This window comes from Pseudarthrobacter sp. Y6 (assembly GCF_050156205.1).
Classification (GTDB): Bacteria; Actinomycetota; Actinomycetes; order Actinomycetales; family Micrococcaceae; genus Arthrobacter.
Genome location: NZ_CP189574.1, coordinates 3,193,022 through 3,208,534, shown reverse-complemented (window position 1 = coordinate 3,208,534; position 15,513 = coordinate 3,193,022). Strand labels below are relative to the sequence as shown.

The following is a 15,513-nucleotide window of genomic DNA, read 5'->3' as shown; positions in this document are numbered from 1 at the left end:
TACACGTCACTGCCGTTGTGGTGTCCCACAACGGCAGTGCCTATCTCCCCAGAACCCTGGCTGCCCTCGAGGACCAGACCCGGCCCGCGGACTCCCTCATCGGAGTGGACACTGGATCGCGCGATGACTCCGCCATCCTCTTGGAACGGGCCTTCGGCGCAACCAATGTGAGCACGTTCCCGCACGGCAAGAGCGGCATGGGCGGCGCCGTACGCGACGGGCTCAACACGCACGCGCCCTGGGGAGGGCAGTCCCAGCGCGCCGCCACAGAGTGGGTCTGGCTGCTTCACGACGATGCTGCCCCGGCCCCGGAGGCCCTGGCCGAACTCCTGAGTGCCGTGGAACGCGCACCATCCGTGACCGTGGCCGGCTGCAAGCAACTGGACTGGCACACCGAGCGCCGGCTGATCGACGTCGGACTCTCCACCAGCCGCTGGGCCGAGCGGCTTACCCTAATCGATGCCGACGAACTGGACCAGGGCCAGTACAACGGCCGCACCGACACTTTTGCGGTGAACTCGGCCGGTATGCTGGTCCGCCGGGATATCTGGGAGCTCCTGAAGGGGTTCGACCCCGCACTCCCGGGCACCGGCGACGACGTCGACTTCTGCTGGCGCAACCGCCTCGCCGGGCACCGTGTGGTGGTGGTTCCCACTGCGCGGATGTTCCACGTAGCCCACCGGCCCCATGCCCAGGGAAATGCCTCCGCGGCGCGGAAAGCGCAGGTCCATCTGCGCCTCAAGCATGCCCCGCTCTGGAAGGTACCCGTCCATGCAGCCGGTGCGCTGCTGGGCAGCATCTTCAAACTCGTACTCAGCATTGCAGTCAAGGACCCCGGGCACGGTTTCTCCCAGCTTGTCGCCACGTTCGCTGCCCTGGCCCGGCCGGGTGCCGTGGCAAAGGCCCGCCGGACCGCGGCAAACAGCCGGCGGATCCGGCGTTCCGTCATCAAGAAGCTGCAGACGCCACGTCGTGAAGTCTGGAACCACCGCCGTTCCCTGATGGAGGCCCTGGGCGCCGACACCTCCACGGCCGATGGCCTGGTCCATGACCCCCTGGCGGACCAGCCGACGGGGGACTCATCGGATGACTTCGCTGCGCTGACCACCAGCGAACGGGGTTGGGTGGGGACAGGCGCCCTCGCGGCCGTCATCATCGCGTCCGGGGCTTCCCTCGCGGCGTTCAGCGGCCTGTTCCGGGCAGAAGCTGTTTCCGGCGGAGGCCTCATTCCGGTGTCCTCCACCCTTGGTGAAATCTGGCACCACGCCTCCAGCTGGTGGATCAGCCTGGGGGCAGGGCTTCCGGGCAGGGGAGACCCCTTCGGCTATGTGCTGTGGATCCTTGGCCTGCTCGGCGGGGGAGATGCCAACGCGGCCATGGCCTGGCTCCTGTTGCTCGCCGCTCCGCTGTCCGGCCTGACGGCGTGGTTTGCGGCCGGGGGCCTGACCATCCGGCGCCGCTTCCGCCTCGTTGCCGCGCTCTTCTGGGCGGCCGCTCCAGCCTTGCAGATAGCACTGAACCAAGGCCGAGCGGGTGCCTTGGTGGCCCACGTCATAATTCCGCTGCTGGTCCTGGCACTCCTGCGCGCCACGGGATCCGCTGTGGGCCACGGGCGTTTCATTGTCCCGTCCCCCGGTGACCGGCGTTTCACCGAAAAGCCGCCCGCACGGCCAGGGATCAACGGCATGCCGTCCTGGACCGCGGCTGCCGCCGCAGGGTTGACGCTGGGCGTTGTGACCGCGTCGGCACCTTCACTGCTCGTCCCGGCCGTTGTGGTTATCGTGCTGTGCGGGCTGATGCTTGGCCGTCGTGGCCGCACGGTGTGGTGGGCTCTGTTGCCCAGCGCCGCACTCTTTCTTCCCTTCGGCCTGTCCGTTATCGACAGGCCGAGGGCATTGCTGGCAGACCCGGGTGTTCCCCTGGGATTCGAGGCGGCCCCGCTGTGGCAGCAGTTCCTGGGACAGCCGCTGCTGTTCTCCGCCGAGGGAGGCCTTTCCGGCCTTCCATTCTTCAGCGGCCAGGTTATCCCGTGGGCACTCGTGCTCGCCCTGCTGCTGGCCGTTCCCGTCCTGCTGCTTGCCGTTGCCGCCCTGTTCCTCCCGGGTAAGCGCAGCAGCACGGCATGTGCTCTCTGGGTGGCGGCACTGGTGATCTTCGCCGGTGGCTGGCTGGCAGGGCACGTTGCCACCGGCGCGACTGCTGACACCCTCGTGACACCGTTCACCGGTCCGGCCGTCTCCGCCGCCGGGTTCGCCCTGCTGGGGGCTGCCCTGATCGGTGCCGAGCGTTTGCTTGATGCAGCGGACCGGGCAGCCTCGCCGAGCATTCGGCGGAACGTGGCCCTTCGCTCCGCGACGGCTCTTGCCATGGTGGTGCTGCTGGCCGGTCCGCTGGCCGGCATGGCGGTGTGGTCGGCGCAGAACCTGCTCCGGTCCACAGTCACAGCACTCCCCGCCGAGGTGCCGGCTGGTCCTGCGCTGGGTACGCCGCGGCTGGTGGAGGCAGGCAGTGCACGGACGCTCCCCGCCACCGCCATAGACAGGGGCACCGGGCCGGAGCAGACGCGCACGCTGCTGATCAGCACCCAGGAGAACGGCGCCTTTGACGCGGCCCTGATGCGCGGCGCCGGGACCACCCTGGACAGCATGTCAGCGATTGCCGCGGCCCGGAACATCCGGGGCGCGCCCGGCCAGGAGACGGTAAGGGACGACGACGACGTCACGGCGTCGATCCGCAGCGTGGTGGCCACGCTCGTGGCCGGGCAGGGCGTGGATCCCCGGTCCGAGCTTGAGCGCCTCGGCGCCGGGTTCGTGGTGCTGCGCTCGGCAGACACCGCCGCCCAGCTCACGGCCAGCAGGATGGACGCCGTGCCGGGGCTCGTGGCCGTCGGACAAACGGATGTCGGCTGGCTCTGGCGGATTACGCCGCTGAACCAGCCTGTGCTGCAGCCGGCCGACGTTGCCCATCGCGTCAGGATTGTGGACGGGGCCGGCGCCACGGTGGCACTGGTGCCCTCCAAGTACGACGACGTCGACACCGCCGTTGCCGAGGGATCGGAAGGGCGGCTGGTGGTGCTCGCCGAACGGGCGGACCCGGGATGGAGCGCCTGGTTCGACGGGCGGAAGCTCACGGCAACGACGTCCGGCTCGGCCCAGGCCTTCACCTTGCCGGCCTCCGCCGGACACCTGACCATCCGCTACGACGCCCCCTGGGCCCTGTGGTCGGGAATCGCACAGATCACGGTGATCGGACTCACTGTTATGCTCGCCATTCCCATGCCCGCGCGCCGGCCCAACACTGGGCTCTCGAGGGACGAGGGATCTTTGCGTAAGGAACACCAGAATGCATAAGGACGCAGCCCGCAGGACCCCGCGCAAGCAGATGCTGGCGGGCCTGGTCTCGGCCGTGGCGATTGTGGCCGCGGCCGGTGCGGTACTCGCTGCCGCGTCGGTCGCTCCGCAGCCGGCGGGGAGCCGCAGCATCCCGGCGGTGCTGGCTGCTGTTCCCGCTGGCGCCAGCGCAGGGGTATGTCCTGGCCCGGCCCGCTTGCTCGAAGGGACTGAGGCGGGCACTGACCCCCAGTTCAGCCCCGAATCCGCGACGGCGAAGAGCACTGTCACGGGCGCCGTCCTGAGCGCCCCCGGCGGTGTCCTGCCCGGCAGCAGGCTCGCCGCCCTTAATGGGACGCCCGCCGTCGAGATCGCCAAGGACGGCAGCCAGCCCGGCCAGGGGGCAGGTCCCCAGGATCTGACCGCCGGTGTCCTCGCCGGGCACAGCGTGGATAACGCCACTCTCCTGAGCGCCGACGCCGAGGCAGGCCGGAAGCCCTCAGCCGCCGGTGTTATGAAATTCACTGCCACGGACGGTGACCTGCAGGGCTTGGCGGCCGCCAATTGCCAGCCGCCCGCCAACGACCTCTGGCTCTCCGGTGCCAGCACCACAGTGGGCCGCACATCCGTCCTTGTCCTCAGCAACGCCTCAAGCACACCTGCCACCGTCAGCCTGGAGCTTTTCGGCAGCAAGGGTCAGATCCAGGCCCCGGGCAGCAGGGGTCTGCTAGTCGCACCGGGAGGTACCCGCTCAATCGTCCTGGCCGGCCTGGCCCCTGGCGAAGCTCAGCTCACGGTCCATGTCCGGAGCGCGGGCGGTCCCGTGGCCGCGGCCATCCAGCAGAGTGTCCTGAGGGGATTGACGCCCGGCGGCGTCGACTTCATTGCTCCGGGGGCCGCCCCTGCAGCACGGCAGGTCATGACCGGCGTAGACATCCAGGACGCCGGCGCGATCTCCGCCCTCACGGGAAACAGCGGCTTCAGCGACGCCGGCCCTGCGCTGGCCATCACGGTTCCGGGACCGGCGGACGCGGTAGTGGAGGTCAAGCTCTTCGGCCGGGACGGCCAGAAAGCCCTCCCCGGCGGCGGCGTTGTCACGGCAAAAGCCGGGTCCGTCACCGAGATTTCGCTGGCTGGCGTCCCCGCCGGCCACTACACGGTGTCCACCAGTTCGGACGTGTCCTTTGTGGCCGCAACCCGGGTCACCCGGGGCGTCACGAACGAGAAGGCCTCGGACGTCGCATGGTCTGCCTCCGGTGTCCGGCTGGGAAGCCAGCATGTGGTGCCCGTGCCCCAGGGCGGTGACCGAACCCTCGTGTTCGGCGTCCTCGAGAACAGGGCCACAGTCTCCTATGCTGCCATCACCGCGGATGGCAAGATCCGCGCGGCCGCCACTGCCGACGTCGCCGGCGGCACCACAACGTCCATCAAGGTCCCCGACAAGGTGGAGGAGTCGGAAGTCGTGGCTTACGTTGTCTCCGCGTCCGGTGACGCCGCCTACGGCGCGCTGCTCCTGCAGCAGGAAGGCCGGGACGACGTATCCACCGTGGCCTTTACGCCGGCCGCTTCAGGGCAGGAAAAAGTACCGGTTTCCTTGGGATACTGACCGTTCAGTACCGGCGGCGGTAGACCGGATCCAGGGTTTCCGGCGCTACGCCGAGCATTTCGGCAGTGTGTTCCACCACAACGTCGTGCACCAGGTCCTGGAGTTCCTCCCGGCTGCCGCAACCCTGCTCAACCACCCGGCGGTACAGGGTGATCACCGGGCCCTCCTCAGCTGTGGCGGGAGTGTAAGCGCCCATGGGAGGCGGCGCGGCGTCGGCCACCAACTGCTCCAGCTGCGGGGGTATCTCGTCGACGGCAAACCGTACGCCGTCGAGCGTTTTGCCCCAGATATCGTGGAGTCGCTGCGCGGAATCGAGAACCATGTCATCAAAGCGGTCCGACCGCGTCCGATAACCGGGGTGCGTTGGCAACACCAGTTCCCCGCGCAGGCCACGGCCGTGGCGGTTCCGGCGGCGCATCGCAAAGCTTCGGCCGGGCGAACCCGAACCCGTTTCTGCGGCACGGACATCCGGGTCAGCCAAACGGACCGTAAAAGCTGAATCTTGGTTCGATGACTGCATACCTTGACTGTAAGCCCGGGCGCAAAATTACGCGACATAACCCCCGTTTGAGTGCCAGGGCGCGGCGGTCGTTTCGGCAAATACTCTGAACAAGCAGGGATACGGAGTAGTCTGTGATGTCGTGGGAGCTATCCGTCAATGTTCAAGGTCAGCCTGCCGTCAGTCGGCGGTGGCAACTTTGACGTACGTCTATGCTGACTCCACCGCCGTCCTGGGTCCGCTTGCCACCTACGCCGAGCCGCATTGTTACGATTTGTGCGAGCAGCACGCAGGGTCCCTGACGGTGCCCCGTGGCTGGGAAGTGCTTCGGCTGGCGATGCCGACCAGCCCGCAGCAGCCGGGACCAGACGACCTTTTGGCCCTCGCCAACGCGGTCCGCGAAGCAGCGGCACTGCCGCCCAAGTCGCAGACCATACCGGGCCAGCGTCCCTTGCGTTCAGCGCTGGAGGCCCCGGCCGGGACGGAAGGCGTCCGCCGGGGGCATCTGCGCGTCCTGCGCGAACCTTCCTGAGGAGGATCTGGCGGTAGGCTGGAACCTGCTAATCAGTCAGCCAACGGCGCGAACGCGCCCCTGTCGGGAGCACCAATCATGCCAAAGATCAGTCCTGAACTGTTGTCCGTCCTCCGCTGTCCCGTGACCGGTTCGCCCCTGGTCCAGGAAGGCGAAGAGCTTGTGTCGACTACGGCGGCGGGAGATTCGGGCGTGAAGCTGCGCTACCCGATCGAGGACGGTATCCCGCTGCTGCTGCCGCCGGATCTTCTCCAGGCCGCGACCGCTGCCGGCTCGGACCAGCACGATTCCGCTGTCCGGCCGGCCACGGACCCAAGCCCCGCCACGGACAAAACCGCAGGTACTGCCTAGGCAACGCCTGGACAAGCCCGCACCACCACCAGCAGCCGGCTTTCGCAGACGCTTCAACGCAGTCGCCGCCATCGGACAAAGCAAAGGAACCCCATGACATTTGACTACAAGGTAGCCGACATCTCGCTGGCCGAAGCCGGCCGCCACCAGATCCGCCTGGCCGAGCACGAGATGCCAGGCCTCATGTCACTCCGTAAGGAGTTCGGACCCACCCAGCCGCTGAAGGGCGCCCGGATCGCAGGATCCCTTCACATGACGGTGCAGACTGCCGTCCTGATCGAAACCCTCACGGCCCTCGGTGCCGAGGTCCGCTGGGCCTCCTGCAACATCTTCTCCACCCAGGACGATGCCGCCGCGGCCGTCGTGGTGGGCAAGGGAACAGCAGTGGACCCGCAGGGTGTCCCGGTGTTCGCCTGGAAGGGCGAGACGCTGGAGGAATACTGGTGGACTGCCCAGCAGATCCTGGCCTGGCCCGGCGCGGAAACGAATCCGAAGCTCGGCCCGAACATGATCCTGGACGACGGCGGCGACGCCACCATGCTGGTCCACAAGGGCGTTGAATTCGAAGCTGCCGGCGCTGTGCCGGCGGCAGGCGAAGACGAGTCCGAGGAAGGCCGGATCTTCCTGGACGTGCTTCGCGCCTCGCTGCAGGAAGATCCGCAGCGGTGGACCCGGATCGGGGCCAGCCTGCGCGGCGTCACCGAGGAAACCACCACCGGCGTGCACCGCCTCTACCAGCTGGCTGAACAGGGCAAGCTGCTGTTCCCGGCCATCAACGTCAACGACTCGGTCACCAAGAGCAAGTTCGACAACAAGTACGGCATCCGCCACTCGCTGCCTGACGGCATCAACCGCGCCACCGATGTCCTGATGGGTGGCAAGGTGGCCGTCGTCTGCGGTTATGGCGACGTCGGCAAGGGAGCCGCAGAGGCATTCCGCGGCCAGGGTTCGCGCGTCATCGTCACCGAGATCGACCCCATCTGCGCCCTCCAGGCAGCCATGGACGGCTACCAGGTGGCCAAGCTTGAGTCAGTGCTGAGCGAAGGCCACATCTTCATCACCACCACCGGCAACAAGGACGTCATCCTTGCCGAACACATGGCCGGCATGCGTGACAAAGCCATCGTGGGCAACATCGGCCACTTCGACAACGAGATCGACATGGCCGGCCTGGCGCGGATCCCCGGCATCAAGAAGGTGGAAATCAAGCCCCAGGTGCACGAATGGGTCTTTGAAGCAGACCCGGCCACGGGACAGGGCAGCCGCTCCATCATCGTCCTGTCCGAGGGACGCCTGCTGAACCTGGGCAACGCGACAGGCCACCCGTCCTTCGTGATGAGCAACTCGTTCGCCAACCAGACCATCGCCCAGATCGAACTGTGGACCAAGCGGGACCAGCCCGAAGGCGAACGCGAATACAGCAACCAGGTCTATGTCCTGCCCAAGATCCTGGACGAAAAGGTTGCCCGCCTGCACCTCGACGCCCTCGACGTGGAGCTTACGGAACTCTCCAAGGAACAGGCCGACTACCTGGACCTGGACATCGCCGGACCGTACAAGCCCGAGCACTATCGTTACTGACGTGTGATGCCCCGGGTGCAGACCGCGCCCGGGGCTGTTACGTCCAAGCATTAAGATCGGACTATGGAACCTGTTGTTAAGCCACGCCGGCGGGGGACCGCCAAGAAAATTCTCTTGGTGGCAGCCGTGTGTGTCCTTGCTGCAACGGGCGGCGTTTTCGCCGCCGTCGCGCCGGGTTTTGCGCGAGGTGGTCTGGAGTCCGAAGCCAGCTCCGCAGTCCGGTCCGCGCCGGGAGTCGCATCGCCCGTGGTGGCCCCGGTCAAGGTGGACATCACGCCGGCCAACGCCGCAAAGCAGGTGAACCCGGCCACGCCGGTGTCGCTCAAAGTGGGCAACGGCCGGATCGAGAGCGTCACGCTGACCAGCACCGCCGGTGAAGTAGTCCACGGGACCTTCGCCGGGGATGGCAGCAGCTGGACTGCAACCGACCCCCTGAAATTCAACACCGAGTACAGCTACACGTACGTGGTCACTGACGGTGCGGGCCGGGAGACCAGCACCACACAATCCTTCAGCACGGTTTCCAGCACGCACGAGGCGGATGCCTCCATCTACCCGCTGGACAAGATGAAGGTTGGTGTGGGCCAGCCACTGCAGGTCATCTTCAGCGAACCGGTGGTCAACCGGGATGCCGTGGAGAAGGCCATCAAAATCACCTCCAGCGCGGGGCAGGCCGGAGCCTTCCACTGGTTCAGCGACACCATGGTCCGGTACCGCCCCGAGGCCTTCTGGGCGGCGAACTCCACCGTCACCATGGACATGCAGCTCTTCGGTGTGGACCTCGGCAACGGCCAGATTGCCAACTTCAACAAGAAGGTCACCGTCAATTTCGGCGACAAGAAGGTGGCTATCGCCGACGCCGCCGCACACACCTTCGCGCTCAGCGTCAACGACCAGGTAGTGAAAACCCTCCCGGTCAGCATGGGTGACAAACGCTTTCCTTCAGCGCGTGGCTACGCGGTCCTGATGGAGAAGAACCGCTATGACCACTTCCGGGCTGCCAGCATCGGACTCAAGCCCGGCGATCCCGCCTACTACGGCGAAGTGGACGTCGAATATTCCATCCGCCTCACGCTGAGCGGTGCCTACATCCACCAGGCGCTGGAGTCAGCCTTCCCGTACATCGGCAACACGAACGTGTCGCACGGCTGCATCGGGTTCGCTCCCGACGGCGCCGCCTGGGTTTTCGACAACATGACCACCGGCGATGTGGTTCAGATCATCAACACCGAAGGCGACTACGCCGCCGTCGACGACGGCTATGGCGACTGGAACATCCCTTGGGCTGAGTACAACAACTAGGAACCGTTCGGTCCAGGAACAGGCCTAGGAGCCGAACGGCAGGCGGTCCAACCGTTCTGCCGTGGCCGAGTTCCGGCGCCGGGCCTGCTGCAGCCGCGCGAGTTCGCGGTGACGGCGTTCTGCGGTAACGGCCGCCAGGAACTGGTCCGGGCTGGTTCCCGGGGGCGGCGGAGGGGCCACATGCCCGGCCAGTTCCGTGGCGATCGACGCGGCCATTCCGGCGGCGGACAGCGGTGACATGCGCCCGGCCTGCCGGATGAAATGGGCGGCCTGCCGTGCGGTCGCATCCGGAATCCGTCCGATGTCTGCGGCCGTGGCCCAGGCCTGAAGCTGTGGGGGAACAAAGACGCGGACCGGTGCCTCCACTGGCACGCGCCGGCGCAGGGCATAGGTGCCGGCGAGGATGTCACCCAGCCGCTTGGAGCGGCTGTTGAAAAGGGCGACGCCGAGGGCGAGGCCGCCCAGGGTCAGGTAGATTTCCAGGAATCCGGTCAGCCCCCGGATCACTGCGTGGCGGAACCGGATGGCGCCGCCGTCGTCCCTGACCACCCGCAGTCCGGCCGCCATTTTTCCGAGGGAGAGCCCCCGGGTGAGGGTCTCCACCGCCACAGGGACAATCACAAAGCAGAAGACCACGCTCACCAGCGTCAGCGCCCGCATTGCCGCCTCGTCCAGGTCCTGGCCGGCGGCTGCGACGCCCAGCAGGATCAGGACCAGCAGGATGATGTTGAACAGGACATCCAGCAGCAGGCCCAGGGCGCGGGCGGCGAAGGTTGCGGGGCGCAGTTCCAGGACAACGGCCTCGCCGGTGATTATCGAACTCAAGCGGATACCCAATCCCTCGTCAACCATCCTGCGGACGCTCACAGTCTATGGCGGCTAGGCTGTTGCCGTGGATATGGATGCCTTCTCCGCCGCGAACGGGGACAAGTGGTCAAGGCTGCACCAGCTCGCCCATAAGCGGCGCCTCAGTGGCGAAGAGGCCGATGAACTGCTGCGCCTTTACCAGTCGACTTCGGCCCACCTTTCCTTCATCCGGTCGATTGCCCCGGAAAGCGGCCTTTCCGCGTCCTTGTCCGCCACCCTGGCCCAGTCTCGGACGCGTTTCACGGGCGCACGGTCCAACGCGATGGCGGACCTTGCCCGCTTCTTCGTGGCTGCCCTGCCGGCAGCCCTGTACCGCCTGCGATGGCTGACGGTGGCCTGCGGCGTTGCATTTGTCCTGGTCGCCGGCGCCTACGCGCTCTGGATCGGGACCTCTCCGGAGGCCCTGCGGTCCGTTGCCTCGGAGGCTGCGGTGCGGCAGTACGTCGAGGAAGACTTCATTGATTATTATTCGGAAAATCCTGCGGCCTCGTTTGCGGGGGCCGTCTGGACCAACAATGCCTGGATCAGTGCGCAGGCGGTGGCCCTGGGCATCACCGGCATCTGGGTGCCCATGATCCTGTTCACGAACGCCCAGGGTGTCGGGATCGCCGCCGGAGTCTTCGCTGCCGTGGGCGAGCAGGATGTTTTTTACAGCTACATCCTGCCGCATGGACTGATGGAACTGACGGCTGTTTTTATTGCCTGCGCGGCGGGCCTGCGGATCTTCTGGGCCATGGTGTCCCCGGGACCACGGACGCGGGGACGGGCCGTGGCGGACGAAGGCAGGTCGCTGATCACCGTGGCCCTGGGGCTGGTGCTGGTGCTGTTCGTTTCCGGATTGGTGGAGGGCTTTGTCACGCCCAGTCCGCTTCCGGTATGGGCCAAGATCGGCATCGGCCTGGCAGTGCTGGCTGCCTACTGGGGCTACGTCCTGGTGTGGGGACGGCGGGCCTATGACGCCGGTGAACGCGGCGATTTGATGGCCGGCGACGCTGGATACAGCGAAATCGCCGCATGAATCCGGTGGCGCCGGGGTGGCTCCTCGCCCTCGTGGAGGAGCGGGCGGTAGGCTCGGTATCAGATACACGGCGCTGCCCGGATCAGAGCCGGCGGCGTGGACCCCAACGGAAGTGACGCTGCTGTGAACGACAATTCGCCGACCCCTGCCAAACGCACGGAGCCGCAGCCGGATCCGGACCTGGATACTTCGGCGGACTCGGATGAGCCGGCCTTTGCTTGGCTTAAAGACTCCGGCTCCAGCACTCCCGAGGTGTCCCCAGTAAGTAGTGCCGGGCAGGGCGGTGTCACCCAGCCCGAAAGCCGCGCCGGCCGCAAAGCCGCGGAAGCCGCCGTCGAACCACCCGCCGTACCTTCCGTAGAAGAGTCACTCCGCAAAGAACCGTCCGCCCAGGGCGCCACCCGAAACGGTGGTCACTTCAGCGAGCCGCTGCCCACGTCCGCGCTGCAGGTCCGTCCGCCGCAGGAGGAAGTGGAGCGCCGCAACGCGGAGCGCGAAAGTGCGGCCAACGCCAAGCCCGTTGCCCCGCGCATCTGGCAAGTCCTGCTGGCGCTTTTCTACCCCGTGGTCCTGCTGGTGCTGGCCGTCCGCGCGGTCACCAGCCCGCTGTTTCTGTGGGCCGAGTACAACAGGCCCGGGTTTCCTGGCGACGGGTACGGGTTCAGCACCGACGACCGGATGACGTACGGCTCCTACGCGGTTGACTACCTCAGCAACTGGGCTGGGCCGCGGTATCTCGGCGACCTGGTCAACCGCAGCGGCGGGGACCTTTTCAAGGACGGCGAAGTCAGCCACATGGCCGACGTGAAAGTTGTCATCCTCTCGGCCTTTGGCGGGGGAGCGCTCCTGATCGTCCTCAGCCTCGTCGCCATCGCGTACCTGCGCCGCCGCAGCACCGGCGGAGTGCGCCGCGGACTGTTTGCGGGATCCATTGTTGCGCTGGCGATCATCCTGGGCCTCGGCGCATTGGCCGTGCTCGGCTGGCAACAGTTCTTCACCGAATTCCACCGGATCTTCTTCGCCAGCGGTTCCTGGACGTTCGCCCTGGAAGACACGCTCATCAGGCTGTTCCCGGGCCAGTTCTGGATCGATGCCGGCATTGTCATTGCCGCGATGGTCCTCCTGGCGGCTCTGGTGACGCTGATCCTCACCTGGCCCACCCGCCGCCGTCGCGGCCTGGCCAAGGATGAGCCGAGCGCCGCAGAGGTCCACCTGTAAACAGCTGCCCGTGTTCAGCCGTTTAGTTTGGCGGGCTGCTGCTTGCGTCCGGTGATGGTCAGGAAACCCTCCGGGTCCAGCTCGCCGAGGTCCCCGGTGCGGAAGAATCCGTCCACAAAGGCCTCGGCGTTGGCGGCTCCGTTGGCGTGGTATCCCTTGAACACGCCAATCCCCTTGACCAGCACTTCGCCGTCCTCGGCCACGCGGATGGTAGTGCCCGGCAGGGGGACGCCTACGCTGCCCACCCTGGTCCGGGCGGGCGTGTTGGACGTACAGGGCGCCGTTGTCTCGCTCAGCCCGTAGCCCTCAAGGACCGGGATCCCGGCGCCGCGGAAGAAGTGCGCGTCCTCGAGGGCCAGGGGGCTGGCCGCCGATACGGTGTAGCGGACCCGGCCGCCCAGGAGCTGGCGGAGCTTCGGGTACACCAGCCGGTCAAAGACGGCATGCCGCACGCGCAACGCCAGCCCGGGTCCGCTGCTCCCGCCGCGGGCCACGTGGTCCTGTGCCGTGGAGAAGCGGATGGCGGCGGTTGACGCAGCCCCGAAGATCCTGGCTTTCCCGGACCCGGCAGCCTGGTGCGCGGCGTCCGCCCGGACCTTCGCGAGCGTCCATGGCACCGCCAGGAGGAACGTGGGTTTGAACGTGCCCAGATCCGCCGGCAGATCAGCAGGACGGGTGACGTGGCCCAGGGTGGCACCGGCATGGAGGCACGCCACCTGGGCGGCGCGGGCGAGCACCTGGGCCAGCGGCAGGAACATCAGGGTGCGTGCATTCTGCGCCTTGAGGATCTCCGGGAGAAAAGCGACGACGTTGACGGCCACGAGCGCAAAGTTGCCGTGGGTGATCTCGCAGCCATTGGGACGTCCGGTGGTGCCGGAGGGGTAGACCAGGGATGCGACGTCGTCCAGGCCCGCGGCGGAGCGGTGGCGTTCCAGCTCGGCGTCCGTGACGCCCATTCCGGCAGCCGAGAGGCTGGCGAGGTTCGGGGCCTCACCGTCGTCGTCCATCCTCACTACGGTGACCAGCCGGTCCTTGAGCAGGGCGGAGGTCTCCAGGATGCCTGTCATGAGCGCCACCTTGCCGCGGTCTTCGGCGAACACCCGCCGCGCGCCGGCGTCGTGCAGGATCCACTCCACCTGGCCGGGGGTCGAGGTCTCGTCGATGGGAACACTGACACCGCCGGCGAACCAGATGGCGAAGTCAACCAGCGCCCACTCATAGCGGGTGGCGGACATAACGGCCACGGTGTCGCCCGGCTCCAGGCCGCCGGCGATCAGTCCTTTGGCGAGGGCGCAGACATCGTGCAGGAATTTTTGCGCCGGAACGTCGGTCCAGCCGTTGGTGCCTTTGCGGGCGTAGAGGGCGTGGGCCGGGTTGGCGGCCTCCTGCTGGCGCAGGAGATCGGTGACATTGCTGCCGGGCTCCAGCTCCACCAGGAGTTTTGTGCTTGCTTCTCGCACGGGGGGCGTCTCCGTTCCGCTGCCTCAACGCAGTTCGCGGCTGGTCAGGGTCTGATGCAATCCTGCCTTAGATCCAGGACGGCATCCACATCCGGTAGCGCCATTCCTGGTAGGGGATGGTCTCCGCTGTCCACACCGGGTAGAAAAATGCGGACAACAGGATTGCCCCGGCGACGAAGAGTGCCACCACGTAAACACCGGACCGCCGGCGCCAGAGCGGGTCGGTGTCCCGGCCCAGGACAAGGCCCAGGCAATACACCAGCGCGAGCACCAGGAAGGGCTCAAAGGAGACGGCGTAAAAGAAAAACATGGTCCGCTCCGGGTACAGGAACCACGGCAGATAGCCGGCGCCCACGCCCGCAAGGATCGCCCCTGCGCGCCAGTCCCGGCGCCCGGCCCACCAGAACAGCAGGACCACCAGCGAGATGGCCGCTCCCCACCAGATCATCGGGTTTCCCACCGAGAGAATGGCTGAGGCGCAGTTGGGCACGTCGCATCCAGGGACGCCCTGCTCCGGTTTCTGGTAGAAGAACGACGTCGGCCGGCCCATCACCAGCCAGCTCCAGGCGCTTGCCTCGTAGGGGTGTTCCGAGCCCAGCCCCTGATGGAACTTGTAGGCCTCAAGGTGGTAGTGCGCCAGCGAACGCAGGGAATCCGGCAGCCAGCCCCACTCCGCTGATGGGTTACTCTGGGCCCACCGCCGGAAGTAGGCGCCCTCGGAACGGAACCAGCCCGTCCAGGTGGCGGTGTAGACCACCACTGCAACCGGAACCATGCTGGCAAAGGCCAGCAGGCCATCCTTGATGATTCCGCCGCTGACCCAACCGCGGATTCCCGCGACGCGCCGTGCATTGAGGTCCCAGAGGACCGTCAGCACGCCGAAGCCGGCGAGGAAAAACAGGCCCGACCATTTGGTGCCCACAGCGAGGCCCATGCACACGCCCGCGGCGAGACGCCACCAGCGGATCCCCAACCACGGTCCCGCCAGCAGCTGACTGGCTGAGGGCCGGCCCTTCCGGGACGCGGCCGCGAGCCGCCCGAGCCGTGCGGCCAGCCGTCGTCGACCGTCATCGCGGTCCAGTAGCAATGCTCCGAAGGCCGCCAGGATCCAGAACATCAGGAAGATGTCCAGGAGTGATGTCCGCGACATCACCAGGTGGTGGCCGTCGACGGCGAGCAGCAGGCCCGCGGCGGCAGCCAGCGGCAGTGAGCGGAACAGCTTCAGCACAATCAGCGTGAGCAGCATGATGGACAGGGTTCCGGTCAGTGCGGCCGCGAACCGCCAGCCGAACGGATTATCGGCCCCGAACAGCCACATGCCGCCGGCGATCATCCACTTGCCCACGGGCGGATGGACCACGTACTCGGGAGTGTCCAGGAGGATGGCCGGGTTGCCGGCGTTGAAGGAGTCGTTGGCCTTGTCCGGCCAGCCCCGTTCGTAGCCGCTGACCACGTAGGAGTAGGCGTCCTTGACGTAGTACGTTTCATCGAAGACCAGGCTGTGCGGCGTATCCAGCCGGACAAAGCGGAGGACGCCGCCGATCACGGAGGTCAGGGCAGGCACCAGCCAGAACCAGAGACGCAGCGACGGCGGGCAATCCCGCCAGCTGCGGGTGCTTCCGATCAGGCGCTCGCGGAGTGCTGCAGCAGAGAAGGCCTCCGACGGACTGGCGATCCACGGGCCTCGTGCCGGCGGGATGGTCTGACCGGCCTCGGCAGGCCGCATGGAGGTCTGCGTCACGAGCCCCAT

11 protein-coding genes and 1 pseudogene are annotated in these 15,513 nt (G+C 67.1%); 8 read left to right on the top strand and 4 right to left on the bottom strand.

Going from position 1 to position 15,513, the window contains the following annotated elements:
* Positions 1 to 17 precede the first annotated feature (17 nt).
* Positions 18 to 3,350 (top strand): glycosyltransferase family 2 protein, encoded by a 3,333-nt coding sequence (locus ACQCSW_RS15270; protein ID WP_426987205.1) that lies wholly within the window; start codon positions 18 to 20, stop codon positions 3,348 to 3,350.
* Positions 3,343 to 4,935: a DUF5719 family protein gene (locus ACQCSW_RS15265; protein WP_426987203.1), complete on the top strand. Its 1,593-nt coding sequence runs from the start codon at positions 3,343 to 3,345 to the stop codon at positions 4,933 to 4,935. The genes ACQCSW_RS15270 and ACQCSW_RS15265 overlap by 8 nt, the downstream gene beginning before the upstream one ends.
* A gap of 4 nt (positions 4,936 to 4,939) precedes the next feature.
* Here the strand turns inward: ACQCSW_RS15265 and ACQCSW_RS15260 are convergent, their stop codons facing one another.
* Positions 4,940 to 5,455 carry a metallopeptidase family protein gene (locus tag ACQCSW_RS15260; RefSeq protein WP_111906290.1) on the bottom strand — a complete coding sequence of 172 codons (516 nt, stop codon included), beginning with the start codon at positions 5,453 to 5,455 and terminating at the stop codon, positions 4,940 to 4,942.
* A 121-nt stretch (positions 5,456 to 5,576) separates the two neighbouring features.
* Here ACQCSW_RS15260 and ACQCSW_RS15255 point away from each other — a divergent pair, with 121 nt between their 5' ends.
* The 4 genes from ACQCSW_RS15255 (at position 5,577) to ACQCSW_RS15240 (ending at position 9,200) form a co-directional block, all read left to right on the top strand.
* On the top strand, positions 5,577 to 5,966 hold the full coding sequence (locus tag ACQCSW_RS15255) for a DUF3499 domain-containing protein (RefSeq protein WP_426987201.1): 390 nt from the start codon (positions 5,577 to 5,579) through the stop codon (positions 5,964 to 5,966).
* Positions 5,967 to 6,044: 78 nt separating this feature from the next.
* Positions 6,045 to 6,317: a Trm112 family protein gene (locus ACQCSW_RS15250; protein WP_426987199.1), complete on the top strand. Its 273-nt coding sequence runs from the start codon at positions 6,045 to 6,047 to the stop codon at positions 6,315 to 6,317.
* Positions 6,318 to 6,410: 93 nt separating this feature from the next.
* Positions 6,411 to 7,898 carry an adenosylhomocysteinase gene (ahcY, locus tag ACQCSW_RS15245; protein ID WP_426987197.1) on the top strand — a complete coding sequence of 496 codons (1,488 nt, stop codon included), beginning with the start codon at positions 6,411 to 6,413 and terminating at the stop codon, positions 7,896 to 7,898.
* A 63-nt stretch (positions 7,899 to 7,961) separates the two neighbouring features.
* The gene (locus ACQCSW_RS15240; protein ID WP_426987195.1) at positions 7,962 to 9,200 is read left to right on the top strand and encodes an Ig-like domain-containing protein; all 1,239 of its coding nucleotides are present in this window, start codon (positions 7,962 to 7,964) and stop codon (positions 9,198 to 9,200) included.
* A 24-nt stretch (positions 9,201 to 9,224) separates the two neighbouring features.
* Here the strand turns inward: ACQCSW_RS15240 and ACQCSW_RS15235 are convergent, their stop codons facing one another.
* On the bottom strand, positions 9,225 to 10,025 hold the full coding sequence (locus ACQCSW_RS15235) for an RDD family protein (RefSeq protein WP_426987193.1): 801 nt from the start codon (positions 10,023 to 10,025) through the stop codon (positions 9,225 to 9,227).
* A 67-nt stretch (positions 10,026 to 10,092) separates the two neighbouring features.
* Here ACQCSW_RS15235 and ACQCSW_RS15230 point away from each other — a divergent pair, with 67 nt between their 5' ends.
* Positions 10,093 to 11,085, top strand: a complete 993-nt coding sequence (locus ACQCSW_RS15230) for a stage II sporulation protein M (protein ID WP_426987191.1) — start codon at positions 10,093 to 10,095, stop codon at positions 11,083 to 11,085.
* 123 nt (positions 11,086 to 11,208) lie between these two features.
* On the top strand, positions 11,209 to 12,303 hold the full coding sequence (locus ACQCSW_RS15225; RefSeq protein ID WP_426987189.1) for a TIGR01906 family membrane protein: 1,095 nt from the start codon (positions 11,209 to 11,211) through the stop codon (positions 12,301 to 12,303).
* A gap of 38 nt (positions 12,304 to 12,341) precedes the next feature.
* Here ACQCSW_RS15225 and ACQCSW_RS15220 read toward each other — a convergent pair.
* A pseudogene (locus ACQCSW_RS15220) lies at positions 12,342 to 13,763 on the bottom strand (AMP-dependent synthetase/ligase); the annotation flags it as partial.
* A 67-nt stretch (positions 13,764 to 13,830) separates the two neighbouring features.
* Positions 13,831 to 15,513 (bottom strand): dolichyl-phosphate-mannose--protein mannosyltransferase, encoded by a 1,683-nt coding sequence (locus tag ACQCSW_RS15215; protein WP_426987187.1) that lies wholly within the window; start codon positions 15,511 to 15,513, stop codon positions 13,831 to 13,833.

Excerpts from the sequence above, each read along its gene's own strand:
- ACQCSW_RS15265 (WP_426987203.1), top strand. The coding sequence starts at position 3,343 with ATGCATAAGGACGCAGCCCGCAGGACCCCGCGCAAGCAGATGCTGGCG.
- ACQCSW_RS15260 (WP_111906290.1), bottom strand. The coding sequence starts at position 5,455 with ATGCAGTCATCGAACCAAGATTCAGCTTTTACGGTCCGTTTGGCTGAC.
- ACQCSW_RS15250 (WP_426987199.1), top strand. The coding sequence starts at position 6,045 with ATGCCAAAGATCAGTCCTGAACTGTTGTCCGTCCTCCGCTGTCCCGTG.
- ahcY (WP_426987197.1), top strand. The coding sequence starts at position 6,411 with ATGACATTTGACTACAAGGTAGCCGACATCTCGCTGGCCGAAGCCGGC.
- ACQCSW_RS15240 (WP_426987195.1), top strand. The coding sequence starts at position 7,962 with ATGGAACCTGTTGTTAAGCCACGCCGGCGGGGGACCGCCAAGAAAATT.
- ACQCSW_RS15215 (WP_426987187.1), bottom strand. The coding sequence starts at position 15,513 with ATGGGGCTCGTGACGCAGACCTCCATGCGGCCTGCCGAGGCCGGTCAG.